This window comes from Streptomyces sp. NBC_00209 (genome assembly GCF_045206345.1).
In the GTDB taxonomy this organism is placed as follows: domain Bacteria; phylum Actinomycetota; class Actinomycetes; order Streptomycetales; family Streptomycetaceae; genus Streptomyces.
On sequence record NZ_CP108121.1, the window covers coordinates 4,415,256 to 4,434,226 of the forward strand.

Sequence of the window (18,971 nt, forward strand, 5' to 3'; positions counted from 1 at the left end):
CGAGAGGGCCGCTACTCCTGCCCGTAACGGGGATCGACGGACTCGGGCGCCAGCCCCAGCAGCTCCGCGACCTGCTCGACCACGATCTCGTGGACGAGCAGGGCGCGCTCGTCACGGCTCTTGGTGCGCAGCTCGACCGGGCGCCGGTAGACGGTGATGCGGGCGGGCCGACTCTTCTCGGCGGAGACCGCGTCGCCCAGCGGAACCGTCTCCTCCGCCGTCTCCGGCACATCCAGGACGACGAAGTCGACCTCTGCCAGCTGCGGCCAGCGCCGCTCCAGCCGCTCCACCGAGTCCTGGACGAGATCACGGAAGTTGTCCGCGCGGCTTGCCGACAGCGGCACCTGCGGCGGGGCGACGGGCCCGCGCATGCCTCGGCCGTGTCGGTCCCGGCGCCGCGGACGCGGCTCGGACGGGCTGGGCGGTACGGAACTGTCCATCACCGACGCAGCCTAACCCCCGGCGGCCCGCCCGGCCGGAGGGCGAGCGGGCCCGCGCCGCCCTGTCCGCTCTTGAGCGATCCGGCCACACCGGAGCCCGTTTCCGGCCCCGCTCGCGACCGCCGGGCCGACGCCTTGTGAAAGGTTCGCGGCACAGCGGTGACCGGAATCATTGCCGTCAGGGCCCTCGTCCTCTCCTCCCGCGCAGGTCAGGGGAGTTGCCCGAGGGGCGCGTGCGCCGGACGGCACAGGGCGACACGGAGGGGTGAGCCGGGGGAGAGTCGTCGCAGCCCGCTCAAGAGTGCGGTACCGTCCAACATCGTGAGCCCTGTACGTCGCTGTTCGCGCACCGCGTGCGGCCGCCCTGCCGTCGCGACACTGACGTACGTCTATGCCGACTCGACTGCGGTCCTCGGCCCGCTCGCCACCTACGCCGAGCCCCACTGCTACGACCTCTGTGCCGAGCACAGTGAGCGGCTGACCGCGCCTCGGGGCTGGGAGGTCGTCCGGCTCTCCGACCCGTCCGCGCCCAGCCGCCCCAGCGGCGACGACCTGGAAGCGCTGGCCAACGCCGTACGGGAAGCCGCGCGTCCGCAGGAGCGAGGCGACGGCCCCCAGGGAGGCGGCCGCCGGACCGCCGACCCGATGGAGGTCGCCCGCAGGGGTCACCTCCGCGTCCTGCGCTCACCCGACTCCTGAGGGACCGCCGGCCGCCGGGTACGTTGGGCGGTCCTAAGCAACCCCCTGGAGGACCGGCCCGTGACCGCAGACCTGTCGCAGCTCGTGAAGGCGTACGACGTGCGCGGAGTCGTGCCCGACCAGTGGGACGAGGAGCTGGCCGGACTCTTCGGGGCGGCCTTCGTCGAGGTGACCGGCGCGGACGCGATCGTGATCGGCCACGACATGCGCCCCACCTCCCCGGCCCTGTCCGGAGCGTTCGCCCGGGGCGCGGCGGGGCGCGGCGCCGACGTCACCCTGATCGGCCTCTGCTCGACGGACCAGCTGTACTACGCGTCCGGGGCACTGGACCTGCCCGGCGCGATGTTCACCGCCTCGCACAACCCCGCCCAGTACAACGGCATCAAGATGTGCCGGGCGGGCGCGGCGCCGGTCGGCCAGGACACGGGCCTGACCGAGATCCGCGCGCTGGTGGAGGAGTGGTCCGAGAAGGGCGCCCCCGAGCCGGTCGCCCCCGCCGGCAAGGTCACCGAACGCGACACCCTCACGGACTACGCCGCCCATCTGCTCTCCCTGGTGGACCTGGCGGAGATCCGCCCCCTCAAGGTCGTCGTGGACGCGGGCAACGGCATGGGCGGCCACACCGTCCCCACCGTCTTCGCCGGGCTGCCCGTGGACCTGGTCCCGATGTACTTCGAGCTGGACGGCACCTTCCCGAACCACGAGGCCAACCCCCTGGACCCGAAGAACATCACGGACCTCCAGGCCCGCGTGCTGGCCGAGGGCGCCGACCTGGGCCTCGCCTTCGACGGCGACGCGGACCGCTGCTTCGTGGTGGACGAACGGGGCGAAGGCGTCTCCCCGTCGGCGATCACCGCCCTGGTCGCGGCCCGCGAACTGGCCCGCAACGGCGGCCGGGGCACGATCATCCACAACCTGATCACCTCCCACTCCGTCCCCGAGGTCGTACGCGAACACGGCGGCACCCCCGTCCGCACGAGGGTCGGCCACTCCTTCATCAAGGCCGAGATGGCCGCCCACGGCGCGATCTTCGGCGGCGAGCACTCGGCCCATTACTACTTCCGCGACTTCTGGAACGCCGATACGGGCATGCTCGCCGCCCTCCACGTACTGGCCGCCCTGGGCGGCCAGGCGGGCCCTCTCTCGGCCCTGGTCGCCCAGTACGACCGCTACGCCGCCTCCGGTGAGATCAACTCCACGGTGGACGACCAGAAGGCCCGCACAGAAAAGGTGGCAACGGCCTTCGCCCGCCAGGAGAACGCCACCACGGACACCCTGGACGGCCTCACGGTGACCACCCCCACCTGGTGGTTCAACCTCCGCCCGTCCAACACGGAGCCCCTGCTGCGCCTGAACGTGGAGGCGGGGGACGAGGAGACGATGAGGCGGGTACGGGACGAGGTACTGGACCTGATCCGTTCCAGCCCTTCCGGCGCGTAATCCATTCCAGCCCCGCCGGCGTTTGAGGCGCGGGGGCCCGGGGCAGAGCCCCGGTTCCGGGAAGGGGCGGGTAGGGGACAAGGCCCGCCGCAGGCGCAACGCACCCGCACCGCAGACCACCCCGCCCCCACGACACGCACCCCACCCCACCCCAGCGGTAGGCTGACCCCGCCCCCCAAGGGGCCCCACCAACAGACCGCCCGAAGGGAAACCCCATGCCGCTCGAAGCCGGCCTCCTGGAGATCCTGGCCTGCCCCGCCTGCCACGCCCCCCTGGACGACCAGACGGCAGCCGACACCCCGGAACTCATCTGCACCGGCACCGACTGCGGCCTCGCCTACCCCGTCCGGGACGGCATCCCCGTACTCCTCGTGGACGAGGCCCGCCGCCCGGCGTAACCGGCTCAACCGGCGTAAGCGGCCCGAAGCGGCCGCCCCGCACCCGCACCGGAGGACCGCCCCATGCTCGACGAGTCGTTGCTCGACGCCCCCGACGCCCTGGCCCGAGCCGACCGCCGCGACCTGCTCCGCGGTGCCGCCGAGGCCGGGGCCCGGGTCCGCACCGCCGCCCGGCACGCGACGGAGGCCGGGATCACCGAGCTGAAGGCGGAGGGCCGCCCGCGCGCCGTCCTCGTCGCAGGCCCCGGCACCGCCGCGACCGGCGTCGCGGACCTGATCGCCGCCCTCGCCGGCGCCTCCGCCCCGGTCACCCGCATCCCCCCGACCGGCGTCGCCCCCGCCCCCGGCGCACTCCGCTGGACCCTGCCCGGCTGGGCCGGCTCCGTGGACCTGCTGCTCATCGCCACCGCGGACGGCTCCGAACCGGGCCTCGCCCTCCTCGCGGAGCAGGCGTACCGCAGGGGCTGCACGGTCGTGGCCGTCGCGCCCCTGCGTTCCCCGCTGCGGGAAGCGGTACACGGGGTGCACGGCCTCGTCGTCCCGATGGCCTCCGCCCCGCACGGCGAGTACGACGCCGAGACATCGGCCGCGGGCCCCGGCACCCTCTGGGCCCTGCTCACCCCGCTCCTCGCCCTGCTGGACCGCGTCGGCCTGGTCACCGCCCCCGCCGACGTGCTCCAGAGCGTCGCGGACCGCCTGGACCGTACGGCGGAGCGCTGCGGCCCGGCCATCGCCACGTACAGCAACCCGGCCAAGACCCTCGCCGCCGAACTCGCGGACACCCTCCCGCTGATCTGGACGGAGGGCGAGGCGGCCGGCCCCGTCGGACGCCGGTTCGCCGCGGTCCTGTCGGAGCTCTCGGGCCGCCCGGCCCTCGCCGCCGCACTCCCGGAGGCACTTCCCGCGCACGGCGGCCTGCTGGCGGGCGCCTTCGCCGCGGGCGCGGACCCGGACGACTTCTTCCGCGACCGCGTCGAGGAGTCGGAGCCCCTGCACGCCCGGGTGGTGCTGCTCCGCGACCGCCCGACCGGTGGCCTCAGCGCCGCCCCGGCCGCCCGCGAACTGGCCCTCGGCCACGACACCGCGATCAGCGAGCTCGAACCGGAGGAGGGCAGCACCCTCGAAACCCTCGCGGAGCTGCTCGCCGTCACCGACTTCGCCGCGGTCTACCTGTCGCTCGCCTCGTCGGCCGGTGCCTGAACACCACGTACCACGTCAATACAGCGCGGCGACACCGCACCGCACACAGCAACACAAGGACTGATCCATGGACCGGCTCTCCAACACCGTGCGCCCGTATGCCTGGGGCTCGACCACCGCGATCCCCGCCCTGCTGGGCGTCGCCCCCACCGGCGAGCCGCAGGCGGAGATGTGGATGGGCGCCCACCCGGGCGCCCCTTCCCGGCTTGCCCGCACCGAAACCGGCACCGCCCCCGCCGAGCAGTCCCTCACCGACGTCATCGACGCCGACCCCGCCCGCGAACTCGGCACGGCGACCGTCGAGAAGTTCGGCCCCCGCCTCCCCTTCCTCCTCAAGCTGCTCGCCGCGGGCGCCCCCCTCTCCCTCCAGGTGCACCCGAACCTGGACCAGGCCAAGGCGGGTTACGCGGACGAGGAGAGCCGCTCCGTCCCGATCGACGCCCCCCACCGCACGTACAAGGACGCCAACCACAAGCCCGAGCTGATCTGCGCGCTCACCCCCTTCGACGGCCTGTGCGGATTCCGCCGGCCCCTGGAGGCGGCCGAGGCGATGGAGGGCCTGGGCGTCGACTCCCTCAAGCCGTACGCGGACCTGCTCCGCGCCCAGCCCGAGGAGGCCGCGCTGCGCGAGGTGCTGACGGCGATCCTCACGGCGGACCCGGACGAGATGGCCGAGACGGTGACCGCCGCCGCGGCCGCCGCCGAACGGATCGGCGGCGCCTACGCCCCGTACGCCCGCATCGCCCACCACTTCCCCGGCGACGCGGGCGTCATCGCGGCCATGCTGCTCAACCACGTACGGCTCCAGCCCGGCGAGGCGCTGTTCCTCGGCGCCGGCGTCCCGCACGCGTACCTCGACGGCCTCGGCGTCGAGATCATGGCCAACTCCGACAACGTGCTGCGCTGCGGCCTGACGCCCAAGCACATCGACGTCCTCGAACTCCTGCGCATCGTCCGCTTCGAGGCGACCGACCCGGGCATCCTGCGCCCGGAGGCGTCCCCGTCGGGCGAGGAGCTGTACGAGACGCCGGTGGACGAGTTCCGCCTGTCCCGCTTCGACCTGTCACCCGGCGCCGCCCCCGCCGACCTGACCGCACCCACACCACAGATCCTGCTGTGCACTGCGGGTGCCCCGCGCGCCGGCGACCTCGCCCTCGCGCCCGGCGAATCGGTCTTCGTACCGGCCGGCGAGCGGGTACATGTGTCCGGAACGGGCACCCTGTTCCGTGCGACAGTGGTGGCCTGACGCACCGTCCGTGACGACGGCTGCAACAATGTGCCGCCACACCGCGGCCGTCGGAGCCGCAGACCGAAGAAGGGACACCAGGCACCCATGAGTGCGTCAGGCGGAACCAAGGCGATCGTGGCGGCACTCGGCGCCAACCTCGCGATCGCAGTGGCCAAATTCGTGGCGTTCCTGTTCAGCGGCTCCTCGTCGATGCTCGCGGAGAGCGTCCACTCGCTCGCCGACTCCGGCAACCAGGGCCTGCTGCTCCTCGGCGGCAAGCGGGCCCAGCGCGAGGCCACCCCGCAGCACCCCTTCGGCTACGGCCGCGAGCGCTACATCTACGCCTTCCTCGTCTCCATCGTCCTGTTCTCCGTCGGCGGCATGTTCGCGGTCTACGAGGGCTACGAGAAGATCCGGCACCCCCACGAGCTGGAGGCGTGGTACTGGCCGGTCGGGGTCCTGGTCTTCGCCATCATCGCCGAGGGCTTCTCCTTCCGTACGGCGATCAAGGAGTCCAACGAGACCCGCGGCTCGCTCAGCTGGACGGACTTCATCCGCCGCGCGAAGGCCCCCGAACTCCCCGTCGTGCTCCTTGAGGACTTCGGCGCGCTCATCGGTCTGGTCCTCGCCCTCGGCGGCGTCGGCCTGGCCATCGGCACGGGCAACGGCGTGTGGGACGGCATCGGCACCCTGTGCATCGGCATCCTGCTGATCACCATCGCGCTCGTGCTGGCAGCCGAGACCAAGTCCCTGCTCCTCGGCGAGGCCGCGGGCGCCGACCAGGTCGAGAAGATCAAGGCCGCGGTGGTCGACGGCGACACCGTCACCGGAATCATCCACATGCGCACGCTCCACCTCGGTCCGGAAGAGCTGCTGGTCGCCGCCAAGATCGCGGTCCAGCACGACGACACCGCCGACGAGGTCGCCCACGCCATCAACGCCGCCGAGTCCCGCATCCGCGCCGCCGTCCCGATCGCCCGGGTGATCTACCTGGAGCCGGACATCTACAACGCGGCGGCGGCAGCGGCCGGCACCAACCCGGCCAAGACCCCCGGCGGCACCCACACCACCCCCGGCCCGGAAGCGCCCGAACCGGGTGCCGCCGAGCCGGCCGACACCCCGGCGGGCACGGAGGACACCGGCCCGGCGGAATCCGGCCACTGACCGCCCCGGACCCGCCATCGCGCACCCGACACAGCCGCTCCCGCCCCGGACCCGCCCCGGTGGACTGGGAGCGGCTGCGCCGTTCGGTGTAGATTCGACGGCAGTGTCAGACGTCGCTGCTGATGGCGGTCGATCGGTCCGTACGCCGGACCGGCCGAGGGAGAGAGGGCCTCCGACGGACTGCGCTGCGAGCGCCCGGGCATTCGTGTGCCCGCCGCCGCAGAGCCGCCCTATCCACCCTCGACTCCACTACGAGGAGCAGCCCGTTATGACGACGGTCGCCAACCGACAGGACTTCAAGGTCGCCGATCTCTCTCTCGCCGTTTTCGGGCGGAAGGAGATCACTCTGGCCGAGCATGAGATGCCCGGCCTGATGTCGATCCGTAAGGAGTACGCCGCGGCGCAGCCGCTGGCCGGTGCCCGGATCACTGGTTCGCTGCACATGACGGTGCAGACGGCCGTGCTGATCGAGACCCTGGTCGCCTTGGGCGCCGAGGTCCGCTGGGCGTCCTGCAACATCTTCTCGACCCAGGACCACGCGGCTGCCGCGATCGCGGTGGGCCCGAACGGCACCCCCGAGGCGCCGGCGGGTGTGCCGGTGTTCGCCTGGAAGGGGGAGTCGCTGGAGGAGTACTGGTGGTGCACGGAGCAGGCGTTGACCTGGCCGAACACGCCGACCGGTGGTCCGAACATGATCCTGGACGATGGTGGTGACGCCACGCTGCTGGTTCACAAGGGTGTCGAGTTCGAGAAGGCGGGTGCGGTTCCGGATCCGGCGACGGCGGACAGTGAGGAGTACGCGTACATCCTGACGCTGCTGAACCGGACGCTGGGTGAGTCGCCGCAGAAGTGGACGCAGCTGGCCTCCGAGATCCGTGGTGTGACGGAGGAGACCACGACGGGTGTGCACCGTCTGTACGAGATGCACCGCGACGGGAGCCTGTTGTTCCCGGCGATCAATGTGAACGACGCGGTGACGAAGTCGAAGTTCGACAACAAGTACGGCTGCCGTCACTCGCTGATCGACGGCATCAACCGTGCCACCGATGTCCTGATCGGCGGTAAGACCGCAGTGGTGTGTGGTTACGGCGATGTGGGCAAGGGCTGTGCGGAGTCGCTGCGGGGTCAGGGTGCCCGGGTGATCATCACGGAGATCGACCCGATCTGCGCGTTGCAGGCGGCGATGGACGGCTACCAGGTTGCCACTCTGGACGACGTGGTGGAGCAGGCGGACATCTTCGTCACGACGACGGGCAACAAGGACATCATCATGGCCTCGGACATGGCCAGGATGAAGCACCAGGCGATCGTGGGGAACATCGGTCACTTCGACAACGAGATCGACATGGCCGGTCTGGCGAGGATCGAGGGCATCGTCAAGGACGAGGTCAAGCCGCAGGTTCACACCTGGACGTTCCCCGACGGCCGGGTGCTGATCGTGCTCTCCGAGGGCCGCCTGCTGAACCTGGGCAACGCGACGGGTCACCCGTCGTTCGTGATGTCCAACTCGTTCGCGGACCAGACGCTGGCGCAGATCGAGCTGTTCACGAAGCCCGAGGAGTACCCGACCGACGTGTATGTGCTGCCCAAGCACCTGGACGAGAAGGTCGCCCGTCTCCACCTCGACGCGCTCGGCGTGAAGCTCACGACGCTTCGCCCGGAGCAGGCTTCGTACATCGGTGTCGAGGTCGACGGCCCGTACAAGCCCGACCACTACCGCTACTGATCGCCTGACCGGCCCGGATCGCCCGGACCTCGAATGGTCCGGCCGATCCGGGCCGGTGCCGGGCGCTCAGCGTGGCCCGGGCCGACCAGCAGCAGTGACGAACGCAGGCCCCCGCACCCCCGTGTCGGGGGCCTGCGCCGTACCGCACCCGCACGAGCCGAGGACTCGAAGGACCCCATGCCCCGCGGCCGATATTCGCTCCACGACGTCCACGACCACACCCCTCTCGGCGAAGAACACTTCCACTGCGCGCCCGGCCCGTCCGGCTGGCGCTACATCTCCCAAACGACCGCCCCGTCCGGCAGTCACCTGGGATCCGTCGACCTCACCCTCGATGAACTCGGCCGCCCCCTCCGACTCGAACTCCATTCCGCCGACTGGCAGGTCCGCGGTGCCGCCCTGGAGGGCCTCACCTGGGTCCGTACCGACCCGACGGGCACGCACGCCACCGAAGGCAATGTCCGCGCCCACGCCTTCAACGGCACTTCCCCCGCTTTCCTCGTCGCGACCGCTCGCCTGCTGCGCCTCACCCCCGCTTCCCCCGAGACCCGCGTCCGGGTCGTCACCTTCACGGACCCGGTCCTCGCCCCCCGTACCCTCGACCAGTCCTGGGCCCTGGTGAACAGTGAAGCGCACCCCACTGACAACGGCCCCCTGACGGTGGACGAATACCAGGTCAGCGCCCTGGACACGGGCGAACGGCACACGATCCACCTCGCCGGCGACGTGGTGCTCTCCGCCCCCGGCATCGAGCTCGAAGACCTGGAATCCCCACCCTCCGACCGCTGACCCTCAGGCGGGCTGCACGAACCCGGTGGCAGGCGGACGCCCCGCTCCCTCGTCGGTCGTACCGGCACGGGGGCGTACGGCATCTTCGACCGTTCGTACGTGGACTTGAGGCTCCTGCGCGATCCATCCCGGACCAGCACCGGTGTGGGCTGCCTGCCACGCCCTGCGCGCGTCCCGTACCTGCCGCTCGTGCACCACGGCGGCCAGGTAGGCCGCGGCCGGGGGCCCGACGGGGGCGGAGCCCCGGTGCGCGCGGCGACCTCCACGCCGAGCCGTTCCGCCATGGCCCGGCCCACGGCGGCGTCGAGCTGATGCATCCGCGTCAAGTACGGCCGTACCGAGAGCCACAGCTCATCCGGCACGGCCAACAGGTCCAGCACGGCGAACCGCCCGACCAGCCACGGCGGAGGCGGCGGAACGGCGGCGGTCCGTCCCGCCGGCACCCGTTCCCGTACGACGAGCGTCCCCGCGAAGAGGTCCCCGAGACGCCGGCCACGCGCCGAGACCAGCGACGCGACGACGGCGACGACCCCGAACATCAGCAGGATCTCGACGACCTCCATCGCCCCGCGCACGAGTGCGTGACGGAAGCGGATGGGCCCTCCGTCGTCCCGCACCACCCGCAGCCCGCACGCCGGCTTCCCCAGCGAACGGCCGTGGCTCAGCGTCTCGACCGCGATCGGACCGCCCACCGGCACCAGCAGAAAGGCCGCGACGGACACCGCCGCCCAGGCGGCGTCGTCCCATGAGCCACCGGCGAAGGCAAGCCCCAGCACGACCGCGTCCCCGGTCACGAGTTCACTCATCGCCCCACCCCTCGTCCGCAGGCTCCTGCCCGGCGACCCCACAGTCAGCGAAGCTGACCCACGACGGCACAGTCGTACGACCCGGTGCGCACGCATGCCTGGAGCAGCAGCCGACCATGGACCTCGATGTCTTCGTCCACACCCACCGCGTCGAGTGGGACCGGCTGGACCACCTCCTGCGCCGAGGACGCCGGCTGACGGGCGCGGAAGCCGACGAACTGGTCGACCGCTACCAGCGCACGGCGACCCATCTCTCCCTGATCCAGTCCAGCGCCCCTGGCCCCCTGCCCGTCACGCGGCTCACACAGCTGGTCGCGCGCGCCCGTTCCGTGGTGACCGGCACACGCCGTGCGTCCCGGCGCGACGTCGCGCGATTCCTCACGGCGGGATTGCCCGCCGCGGTCTACCGCTCCCTGCACTGGCGTGCTCGGCGGACGAGCGGCCCGCGCCGGTGAGGCGGGCGCCCCGGATGAGGTCGAACGAAGCACCGAGGTGCCGACCGCCGCCTGATGTGCGTCCGGTGTCGCTGACCTGCTAGTCTCCTCTTCGCCCCAAAAAACCGTTGACACGGTGCAGCGGGGGAGGTAGATTTAAACGGTTGCCTCGAACTGGACAGTTCGAGTTCAGCCAGCTAATGTCTATCTCGCTCTCACCGGAAGTCGAATTTCCGCAGAGCCATTCGATTCCCACCTTCTGAAGTTGAAGCCGATTAGGTTCGGTCGAAACGCTTCTGATAAAGTCGAATCAGCCGAAAGGCAAGGCCACTTCAACGGCCGCCGGAATCAAATTCGAACCGGAAACGGAACGAAATGAGTCTGGTAAGGTTGAAATCGCCGAAAGGCAAAAAGAAAGACCCGCTTCGACCGGGAATCGGACACGAAAGAGTCTGATAGAGTCGGAAACGCAAGACCGAAGGGAAGCGCCCGGAGGAAAGCCCGAGAGGGTGAGTACAAAGGAAGCGTCCGTTCCTTGAGAACTCAACAGCGTGCCAAAAGTCAACGCCAGATATGTTGATACCCCGGCCTGCTTCGGCAGGTTGGTGGTTCCTTTGAAAGTCCTACACGGTCCTCTTTGGGTCCGGGTAGGCAAAACACAGCGAGGACGCAGTGGACGACGGGTCTTATTCCGACCTTGTCGTTCCGCTCTCGTGATGTGTCTCCCGATTACGGGAAAACATTCACGGAGAGTTTGATCCTGGCTCAGGACGAACGCTGGCGGCGTGCTTAACACATGCAAGTCGAACGATGAAGCCCTTCGGGGTGGATTAGTGGCGAACGGGTGAGTAACACGTGGGCAATCTGCCCTTCACTCTGGGACAAGCCCTGGAAACGGGGTCTAATACCGGATAATACTTTCTCCCTCCTGGGAGAAGGTTGAAAGCTCCGGCGGTGAAGGATGAGCCCGCGGCCTATCAGCTAGTTGGTGGGGTAATGGCCTACCAAGGCGACGACGGGTAGCCGGCCTGAGAGGGCGACCGGCCACACTGGGACTGAGACACGGCCCAGACTCCTACGGGAGGCAGCAGTGGGGAATATTGCACAATGGGCGAAAGCCTGATGCAGCGACGCCGCGTGAGGGATGACGGCCTTCGGGTTGTAAACCTCTTTCAGCAGGGAAGAAGCGAAAGTGACGGTACCTGCAGAAGAAGCGCCGGCTAACTACGTGCCAGCAGCCGCGGTAATACGTAGGGCGCAAGCGTTGTCCGGAATTATTGGGCGTAAAGAGCTCGTAGGCGGCTTGTCACGTCGGTTGTGAAAGCCCGGGGCTTAACCCCGGGTCTGCAGTCGATACGGGCAGGCTAGAGTGTGGTAGGGGAGATCGGAATTCCTGGTGTAGCGGTGAAATGCGCAGATATCAGGAGGAACACCGGTGGCGAAGGCGGATCTCTGGGCCATTACTGACGCTGAGGAGCGAAAGCGTGGGGAGCGAACAGGATTAGATACCCTGGTAGTCCACGCCGTAAACGTTGGGAACTAGGTGTTGGCGACATTCCACGTCGTCGGTGCCGCAGCTAACGCATTAAGTTCCCCGCCTGGGGAGTACGGCCGCAAGGCTAAAACTCAAAGGAATTGACGGGGGCCCGCACAAGCAGCGGAGCATGTGGCTTAATTCGACGCAACGCGAAGAACCTTACCAAGGCTTGACATACACCGGAAAGCATCAGAGATGGTGCCCCCCTTGTGGTCGGTGTACAGGTGGTGCATGGCTGTCGTCAGCTCGTGTCGTGAGATGTTGGGTTAAGTCCCGCAACGAGCGCAACCCTTGTTCTGTGTTGCCAGCATGCCCTTCGGGGTGATGGGGACTCACAGGAGACTGCCGGGGTCAACTCGGAGGAAGGTGGGGACGACGTCAAGTCATCATGCCCCTTATGTCTTGGGCTGCACACGTGCTACAATGGCCGGTACAATGAGCTGCGATGCCGCGAGGCGGAGCGAATCTCAAAAAGCCGGTCTCAGTTCGGATTGGGGTCTGCAACTCGACCCCATGAAGTCGGAGTTGCTAGTAATCGCAGATCAGCATTGCTGCGGTGAATACGTTCCCGGGCCTTGTACACACCGCCCGTCACGTCACGAAAGTCGGTAACACCCGAAGCCGGTGGCCCAACCCCTTGTGGGAGGGAGCTGTCGAAGGTGGGACTGGCGATTGGGACGAAGTCGTAACAAGGTAGCCGTACCGGAAGGTGCGGCTGGATCACCTCCTTTCTAAGGAGCATCTAGATTCCGTAAGGAATCCAGAGCCACTACGTCGGCAAATGTTCGACGGTGGTTAGCTCATGGGTGGAACGTTGACTACTCGGCACGGCAAGTTGTTTGTCACTAGTACTGCTTCGGCGTGGAACGTGAAAAATGATTGGTCGGGTCGGGCACGCTGTTGGGTATCTGAAGGTACGGCCGTCATGGTCGTCCTTCGGTTGCCGGCCCCAGTGAACTCATCCGGTTTCGGGTGGGGTGGTGGGTGGCTGGTCGTTGTTTGAGAACTGCACAGTGGACGCGAGCATCTGTGGCCAAGTTTTTAAGGGCGCACGGTGGATGCCTTGGCACCAGGAACCGATGAAGGACGTGGGAGGCCACGATAGTCCCCGGGGAGCTGTCAACCAAGCTTTGATCCGGGGGTTTCCGAATGGGGAAACCCGGCAGTCGTCATGGGCTGTCACCCGCTGCTGAACACATAGGCAGTGTGGAGGGAACGAGGGGAAGTGAAACATCTCAGTACCCTCAGGAAGAGAAAACAACCGTGATTCCGGGAGTAGTGGCGAGCGAAACTGGATCAGGCCAAACCGTATGCGTGTGATACCCGGCAGGGGTTGCGCATGCGGGGTTGTGGGATCTCTCTTTCATAGTCTGCCGGCTGTGAGACGAGTCAGAAACCGTTGATGTAGGCGAAGGACATGCGAAAGGTCCGGCGTAGAGGGTAAGACCCCCGTAGCTGAAACATCAACGGCTCGTTTGAGAGACACCCAAGTAGCACGGGGCCCGAGAAATCCCGTGTGAATCTGGCGGGACCACCCGTTAAGCCTAAATATTCCCTGGTGACCGATAGCGGATAGTACCGTGAGGGAATGGTGAAAAGTACCGCGGGAGCGGAGTGAAATAGTACCTGAAACCGTGTGCCTACAAGCCGTGGGAGCGTCGCTGTATGTGCTTGCACATGCAGTCGTGACTGCGTGCCTTTTGAAGAATGAGCCTGCGAGTTAGCGGTGTGTAGCGAGGTTAACCCGTGTGGGGAAGCCGTAGCGAAAGCGAGTCCGAATAGGGCGATTGAGTTGCACGCTCTAGACCCGAAGCGGAGTGATCTAGCCATGGGCAGGTTGAAGCGGAGGTAAGACTTCGTGGAGGACCGAACCCACCAGGGTTGAAAACCTGGGGGATGACCTGTGGTTAGGGGTGAAAGGCCAATCAAACTCCGTGATAGCTGGTTCTCCCCGAAATGCATTTAGGTGCAGCGTCGTGTGTTTCTTGCCGGAGGTAGAGCACTGGATAGGCGATGGGCCCTACCGGGTTACTGACCTTAGCCAAACTCCGAATGCCGGTAAGTGAGAGCGCGGCAGTGAGACTGTGGGGGATAAGCTCCATGGTCGAGAGGGAAACAGCCCAGAGCATCGACTAAGGCCCCTAAGCGTACGCTAAGTGGGAAAGGATGTGGAGTCGCAGAGACAACCAGGAGGTTGGCTTAGAAGCAGCCACCCTTGAAAGAGTGCGTAATAGCTCACTGGTCAAGTGATTCCGCGCCGACAATGTAGCGGGGCTCAAGCGTACCGCCGAAGTCGTGTCATTCCAGCATTAAAGGCCAACGCCTGCTGGGATGGGTAGGGGAGCGTCGTGTGCCGGGTGAAGCAGCCGCGGAAGCGAGTTGTGGACGGTTCACGAGTGAGAATGCAGGCATGAGTAGCGATACACACGTGAGAAACGTGTGCGCCGATTGACTAAGGGTTCCTGGGTCAAGCTGATCTGCCCAGGGTAAGTCGGGACCTAAGGCGAGGCCGACAGGCGTAGTCGATGGACAACCGGTTGATATTCCGGTACCCGCTTTGAAACGCCCAGTACTGAATCAGGCGATGCTAAGTCCGTGAAGCCGGCCCGATCTCTTCGGAGTTGAGGGTAGTGGTGGAGCCGATGAACCAGACTTGTAGTAGGTAAGCGATGGGGTGACGCAGGAAGGTAGTCCAGCCCGGGCGGTGGTTGTCCCGGGGTAAGGGTGTAGGCCGTGTGGTAGGCAAATCCGTCACACGTTAAGGCTGAGACCTGATGCCGAGCCGATTGTGGTGAAGTGGATGATCCTATGCTGTCGAGAAAAGCCTCTAGCGAGTTTCATGGCGGCCCGTACCCTAAACCGACTCAGGTGGTCAGGTAGAGAATACCGAGGCGTTCGGGTGAACTATGGTTAAGGAACTCGGCAAAATGCCCCCGTAACTTCGGGAGAAGGGGGGCCATCACTGGTGAGAGCACTTGCTGCTTGAGCTGGGGGTGGCCGCAGAGACCAGCGAGAAGCGACTGTTTACTAAAAACACAGGTCCGTGCGAAGCCGTAAGGCGATGTATACGGACTGACGCCTGCCCGGTGCTGGAACGTTAAGGGGACCGGTTAGCTGCTCTTCGGGGTGGCGAAGCTGAGAACTTAAGCGCCAGTAAACGGCGGTGGTAACTATAACCATCCTAAGGTAGCGAAATTCCTTGTCGGGTAAGTTCCGACCTGCACGAATGGCGTAACGACTTCTCGACTGTCTCAACCATAGGCCCGGTGAAATTGCACTACGAGTAAAGATGCTCGTTTCGCGCAGCAGGACGGAAAGACCCCGGGACCTTTACTATAGTTTGATATTGGTGTTCGGTTCGGCTTGTGTAGGATAGGTGGGAGACTTTGAAGCGGCCACGCCAGTGGTTGTGGAGTCGTCGTTGAAATACCACTCTGGTCGTGCTGGATGTCTAACCTGGGTCCGTGATCCGGATCAGGGACAGTGTCTGATGGGTAGTTTAACTGGGGCGGTTGCCTCCTAAAGAGTAACGGAGGCGCCCAAAGGTTCCCTCAGCCTGGTTGGCAATCAGGTGTTGAGTGTAAGTGCACAAGGGAGCTTGACTGTGAGACCGACGGGTCGAGCAGGGACGAAAGTCGGGACTAGTGATCCGGCAGTGGCTTGTGGAAGCGCTGTCGCTCAACGGATAAAAGGTACCCCGGGGATAACAGGCTGATCTTCCCCAAGAGTCCATATCGACGGGATGGTTTGGCACCTCGATGTCGGCTCGTCGCATCCTGGGGCTGGAGTCGGTCCCAAGGGTTGGGCTGTTCGCCCATTAAAGCGGTACGCGAGCTGGGTTTAGAACGTCGTGAGACAGTTCGGTCCCTATCCGCTGTGCGCGTAGGAATATTGAGAAGGGCTGTCCCTAGTACGAGAGGACCGGGACGGACGAACCTCTGGTGTGCCAGTTGTCCTGCCAAGGGCATGGCTGGTTGGCTACGTTCGGAAAGGATAACCGCTGAAAGCATCTAAGCGGGAAGCCTGCTTCGAGATGAGTATTCCCACCCTCTTGAAGGGTTAAGGCTCCCAGTAGACGACTGGGTTGATAGGCCAGATGTGGAAGCCCGGTAACGGGTGGAGCTGACTGGTACTAATAGGCCGAGGGCTTGTCCTCAGTTGCTCGCGTCCACTGTGTTAGTTCTGAAATAACGAACAGCCGTGTTTTCATCCGGTGTTGGTTAATTTCATAGTGTTTCGGTGGTCATTGCGTTAGGGAAACGCCCGGTTACATTCCGAACCCGGAAGCTAAGCCTTTCAGCGCCGATGGTACTGCAGGGGGGACCCTGTGGGAGAGTAGGACGCCGCCGAACAATCATTGTGGGAAAGCCCCGTGCCGATGGCACGGGGCTTTTCTGCGTTCTTGGCCAGATCACATCGGCCGGACCGCCCCGTCGCGTCGACAACCACCAGGCCATGGCTCCCGGAGCCGGTCTGCAGTACGGCGGCGCTGAGCCTTGGCTTCGACGCCGGCGGCCGCTTCGTAAATCGCGTCCACTGTCCCGCGCGCCGGCCATGCCGGCGACGTGCGGGTCACTCACCGCTGCGACCACGACCGTGTGCCGCTGGGTGAGCTGGGGCAGTACCGGCAGCAGCCCCTCCTCGACGGGAGCCGAGTCAAGGCTCGTCAGGAGCACAACGAGCGAACGCCGGGGCGCCTGCGCGATGGCCGCGGCGACGAGCCCTCGTGCGTCGGTCTCCACGAGCTCCGGTTCCAGCGGTGTCAGGGTGCCGACCACTGCCGGCCGGACATCCCCGGCTGTCCGGCTCTGGACCCTCGCCCTCGTACGGCGGCTATAGGCGAGCAGACCGACACGGTCGCCGGCGCGAGTGGCGAGTGCGGTGAGAAGCAAGGTCGCGTCCATCGCCGCATCGAGCTGGGGCACATCGCCGACCCGGCCCGCCGAAGTACGGCCGGTATCGATGACGACGAGGACATGTCGGTCACGTTCCGGACGCCAGGTCCGTACGGCGACCGCGGACTGTGGCGCGGTCGCCAGACAGTCGATCGATCGGGCATCGTCGCCGGGAACGTAGGCGCGCAGGCTGTCGAGCTCCGTTCCCTCCCCGCGCGTGAGGTGAGGGCCACGGTTCATCGCCTCACCGGGGTACGGGGACTTGGGCGAGCACAGCACTGATGACGGAGTCGGGGGTGACCGCTTCCATCTGGGCTTCGGGGCGCGTTGGATGCGGTGCCGGAGCGTCGGGTTGGGAGGGTCCGGTTGATCTTCTCCGTGAGAAGGAGACTGGTGAAGACGGGGCCGGGCTGGAAGGAGAACTCGGTAGTGCGCGCGTCATGGACGAGGGACCCGGTGACATCGCTCGGCATCAGGCCGGGTGTGAACTGCACCCGCTTGGTGTCCAGTTCGAGCGATGCGGCCGACCACGGCCTTGGCGATCTCGGAGCGCAGGGCTTCCAGGGCTGCGCGGGCCGCGTCGTGGGAGTTGGAGTCGGCGCCGGTGGGCCCGGGGTTCCTGTTGTCCCGGTGGGCGCGGGGGCGGGGCGCTCCTGAGGTGCGGACCCCTCTCTCGAGGGAGTCGAGTTGGTCGGCCAGACGTACGAGGGCTCTGTCTGGCCACGGGTAGGCGCTCGTTGACGAGGGGGCCCAGACGGCGGGCGCGCCAGACCGCTGCGAGGACGGCGGCGACGGCGGGTTGCAGTGTGCCCCACAGCCAGCCGGACGGGATCAACTCGATGAAGCTGCTCCGGCCGTTCGTGGTGCCGTCATCGTCGGCCGTGCTGCCGGTGGTGGAGGGATGGGTGAGCGAGGGGAGGTACCAGACCGGATGAGGGCGGGGACCGAGGAGTTGCAGGGCCAGGGACGCGTTGCCCTGATGGTCGAGACGCTCGTTGTACAAGAAGTCGGGGGAGCCGAGCAGGACGGTGTCGCTGGCTGCGGGCTCGCGTACCAGGAGCATGGAGGGCAGGCTTTCTGCGGGGTAGTAGGCATCGACATCAAGGTCCTCGGCGTCGTAGCGGATGCCGCCCGTCTCGACGGCTCCGGCTCTTCGGGCCGAGGGCAGAGAGCAGTACGGAGGCCGTGCGACCACGGGGACGCCGGGCTTCGCCCGCACTCCGGGGGCCAGGGTGGCGAGCGCGAGGGAATCGGCGCCCAGGAGCACGGTGCGACCGGTCGTGCCGGTGGTCGCTGTGCGCAGTGCCCTGTGCTGGTGGGGCGTCAGCAGGTTGGGGGCGGCGACCAGGAGTGTCGTGTCGGGGCCGGTCGCGGATGCGGCCTCGTGGACGGTGGTGACGACGCGGACGGATATGCCGTGCTCTTTGAGGAGTTCGGCGATGGCCCTGCTGCCGTGGCGGTCCGCCGAGCGGGGGTCGAGGCGGCCGTGCTGGCCCCCGGAGCGGGCGACGGCCAGCGCTGTCGCGGCGACGACGAGCAGGAGGAAGGCGAGCAGCACTCCGCGGGAGCGGTGCCATATCTCGTGAGGCGTGACGGATATGGAGGTGGAAGAGACGGGCGGGGTGGTAGCCGGTGTCATTCGGCGGCCCTCTCGCGGGCACCGTTCAGTCGCGGGGTGGCGGTTTCGACGGCGCGGTCGAGGTCGAGCAAAGTCAGGTATGCCGCCCGGTCGGCGGAGCGGCCCCCGTATGTGACGTCATCGAAGACCCGGGCCGCCGCCCGTAGGCGTGCGTCGTACGTGGGGAGGGCACGGCCCGCCGCCGCGGCCGCTTCATCGGCGGTGCGTCCGGGGCGGGGATCCAGCAGGGCCCGTTCTTCGAGTGAGCGGACGAGGGCACGCATCCGTTCCTGGACGGCCTGGTTCCAGCGGCCGGCCGCCACGTGTGCCTCGGCGGCGGCACGGTGCTCCGCGGTGCTGCGTGGGCCGTGCGCGACGGCCATGGCAACCGGCGATCAGAAGGAGAACGATCAGGCCGGCAGGCCCGCCCCGTGCGGCTACGGAGGCCGCGGAGATGACGTCGCCGAACCAGGCCCACAGGTGGTCCAGGACAGTTCGCGTCGGGCCGCCTCCCGGGCGGGGAGGCGGCCGGCGTCCACGGGGGCGCCGCCGTTCGCTCGTACCAGCAGCCGTGCTGCCGCGTCGCCCGCCCCCGGC

9 protein-coding genes, 3 rRNA genes and 6 pseudogenes are annotated in these 18,971 nt (G+C 67.2%); 12 read left to right on the forward strand and 6 right to left on the reverse strand.

From position 1 onward, the window contains the following. Positions 1 to 11: 11 nt before the first annotated feature. Positions 12 to 440, reverse strand: a complete 429-nt coding sequence (locus OG867_RS20140; RefSeq protein ID WP_328904344.1) for a metallopeptidase family protein — start codon at positions 438 to 440, stop codon at positions 12 to 14. A 321-nt stretch (positions 441 to 761) separates the two neighbouring features. On the opposite strand from OG867_RS20140, the gene OG867_RS20145 reads away from it, so the two are divergent. From OG867_RS20145 to OG867_RS20180, 8 genes are all read left to right on the forward strand, one after another. Further along, entirely contained in the window at positions 762 to 1,139 is a 378-nt protein-coding gene (locus OG867_RS20145; protein WP_328900451.1) for a DUF3499 domain-containing protein, read from the forward strand. 60 nt (positions 1,140 to 1,199) lie between these two features. Continuing rightward, entirely contained in the window at positions 1,200 to 2,579 is a 1,380-nt protein-coding gene (locus tag OG867_RS20150) for a phosphomannomutase/phosphoglucomutase (RefSeq protein ID WP_406287228.1), read from the forward strand. A 215-nt stretch (positions 2,580 to 2,794) separates the two neighbouring features. Beyond that, complete coding sequence (locus OG867_RS20155; RefSeq protein ID WP_018103989.1) at positions 2,795 to 2,977, forward strand: Trm112 family protein; 183 nt, start codon at positions 2,795 to 2,797, stop codon at positions 2,975 to 2,977. Between the two features lie 63 nt (positions 2,978 to 3,040). Beyond that, on the forward strand, positions 3,041 to 4,177 hold the full coding sequence (locus OG867_RS20160; protein WP_406287230.1) for an SIS domain-containing protein: 1,137 nt from the start codon (positions 3,041 to 3,043) through the stop codon (positions 4,175 to 4,177). Between the two features lie 67 nt (positions 4,178 to 4,244). Continuing rightward, positions 4,245 to 5,423: a mannose-6-phosphate isomerase, class I gene (gene manA / locus OG867_RS20165; RefSeq protein WP_406287232.1), complete on the forward strand. Its 1,179-nt coding sequence runs from the start codon at positions 4,245 to 4,247 to the stop codon at positions 5,421 to 5,423. 87 nt (positions 5,424 to 5,510) lie between these two features. Beyond that, complete coding sequence (locus tag OG867_RS20170) at positions 5,511 to 6,569, forward strand: cation diffusion facilitator family transporter (protein ID WP_406287235.1); 1,059 nt, start codon at positions 5,511 to 5,513, stop codon at positions 6,567 to 6,569. A 268-nt stretch (positions 6,570 to 6,837) separates the two neighbouring features. Then, the gene (gene ahcY / locus OG867_RS20175) at positions 6,838 to 8,295 is read left to right on the forward strand and encodes an adenosylhomocysteinase (protein ID WP_406287237.1); all 1,458 of its coding nucleotides are present in this window, start codon (positions 6,838 to 6,840) and stop codon (positions 8,293 to 8,295) included. Positions 8,296 to 8,472: 177 nt separating this feature from the next. After that, the gene (locus OG867_RS20180) at positions 8,473 to 9,084 is read left to right on the forward strand and encodes a hypothetical protein (protein WP_018103984.1); all 612 of its coding nucleotides are present in this window, start codon (positions 8,473 to 8,475) and stop codon (positions 9,082 to 9,084) included. Between the two features lie 3 nt (positions 9,085 to 9,087). Here the strand turns inward: OG867_RS20180 and OG867_RS20185 are convergent. Next, a pseudogene (locus tag OG867_RS20185) lies at positions 9,088 to 9,890 on the reverse strand (RDD family protein). Positions 9,891 to 10,006: 116 nt separating this feature from the next. Between OG867_RS20185 and OG867_RS20190 the strand changes: the two are divergent. The 4 genes and pseudogenes from OG867_RS20190 to rrf all read left to right on the forward strand — a co-directional run. Beyond that, a pseudogene (locus OG867_RS20190) lies at positions 10,007 to 10,312 on the forward strand (stage II sporulation protein M); the annotation flags it as partial. A gap of 754 nt (positions 10,313 to 11,066) precedes the next feature. Beyond that, positions 11,067 to 12,592 (forward strand): 16S ribosomal RNA (locus OG867_RS20195). 300 nt (positions 12,593 to 12,892) lie between these two features. Next, positions 12,893 to 16,017, forward strand: a 23S ribosomal RNA gene (locus OG867_RS20200). A gap of 79 nt (positions 16,018 to 16,096) precedes the next feature. Beyond that, a 5S ribosomal RNA gene (gene rrf, locus OG867_RS20205) occupies positions 16,097 to 16,213 on the forward strand. Together the 16S, 23S and 5S rRNA genes form the textbook arrangement of a ribosomal RNA operon. A gap of 79 nt (positions 16,214 to 16,292) precedes the next feature. Here rrf and OG867_RS20210 read toward each other — a convergent pair. From OG867_RS20210 to OG867_RS20225, 4 pseudogenes are all read right to left on the reverse strand, one after another. Then, positions 16,293 to 16,984, reverse strand: a pseudogene (locus OG867_RS20210) (DUF58 domain-containing protein); the annotation flags it as partial. 113 nt (positions 16,985 to 17,097) lie between these two features. Beyond that, positions 17,098 to 17,320: pseudogene (locus OG867_RS20215) on the reverse strand (AAA family ATPase); the annotation flags it as partial. Positions 17,321 to 17,714: 394 nt separating this feature from the next. Next, positions 17,715 to 18,395, reverse strand: a pseudogene (locus OG867_RS20220) (DUF4350 domain-containing protein); the annotation flags it as partial. After that, positions 18,392 to 18,913, reverse strand: a pseudogene (locus tag OG867_RS20225) (DUF4129 domain-containing protein). The pseudogenes OG867_RS20220 and OG867_RS20225, both read right to left, overlap by 4 nt. Positions 18,914 to 18,971: the final 58 nt, after the last annotated feature.

Coding starts and splice junctions, on each gene's coding strand:
- OG867_RS20140 (WP_328904344.1), bottom strand. CDS start 440: ATGGACAGTTCCGTACCGCCCAGCCCGTCCGAGCCGCGTCCGCGGCGC.
- OG867_RS20155 (WP_018103989.1), top strand. CDS start 2,795: ATGCCGCTCGAAGCCGGCCTCCTGGAGATCCTGGCCTGCCCCGCCTGC.
- OG867_RS20160 (WP_406287230.1), top strand. CDS start 3,041: ATGCTCGACGAGTCGTTGCTCGACGCCCCCGACGCCCTGGCCCGAGCC.
- manA (WP_406287232.1), top strand. CDS start 4,245: ATGGACCGGCTCTCCAACACCGTGCGCCCGTATGCCTGGGGCTCGACC.
- OG867_RS20170 (WP_406287235.1), top strand. CDS start 5,511: ATGAGTGCGTCAGGCGGAACCAAGGCGATCGTGGCGGCACTCGGCGCC.
- ahcY (WP_406287237.1), top strand. CDS start 6,838: ATGACGACGGTCGCCAACCGACAGGACTTCAAGGTCGCCGATCTCTCT.
- OG867_RS20180 (WP_018103984.1), top strand. CDS start 8,473: ATGCCCCGCGGCCGATATTCGCTCCACGACGTCCACGACCACACCCCT.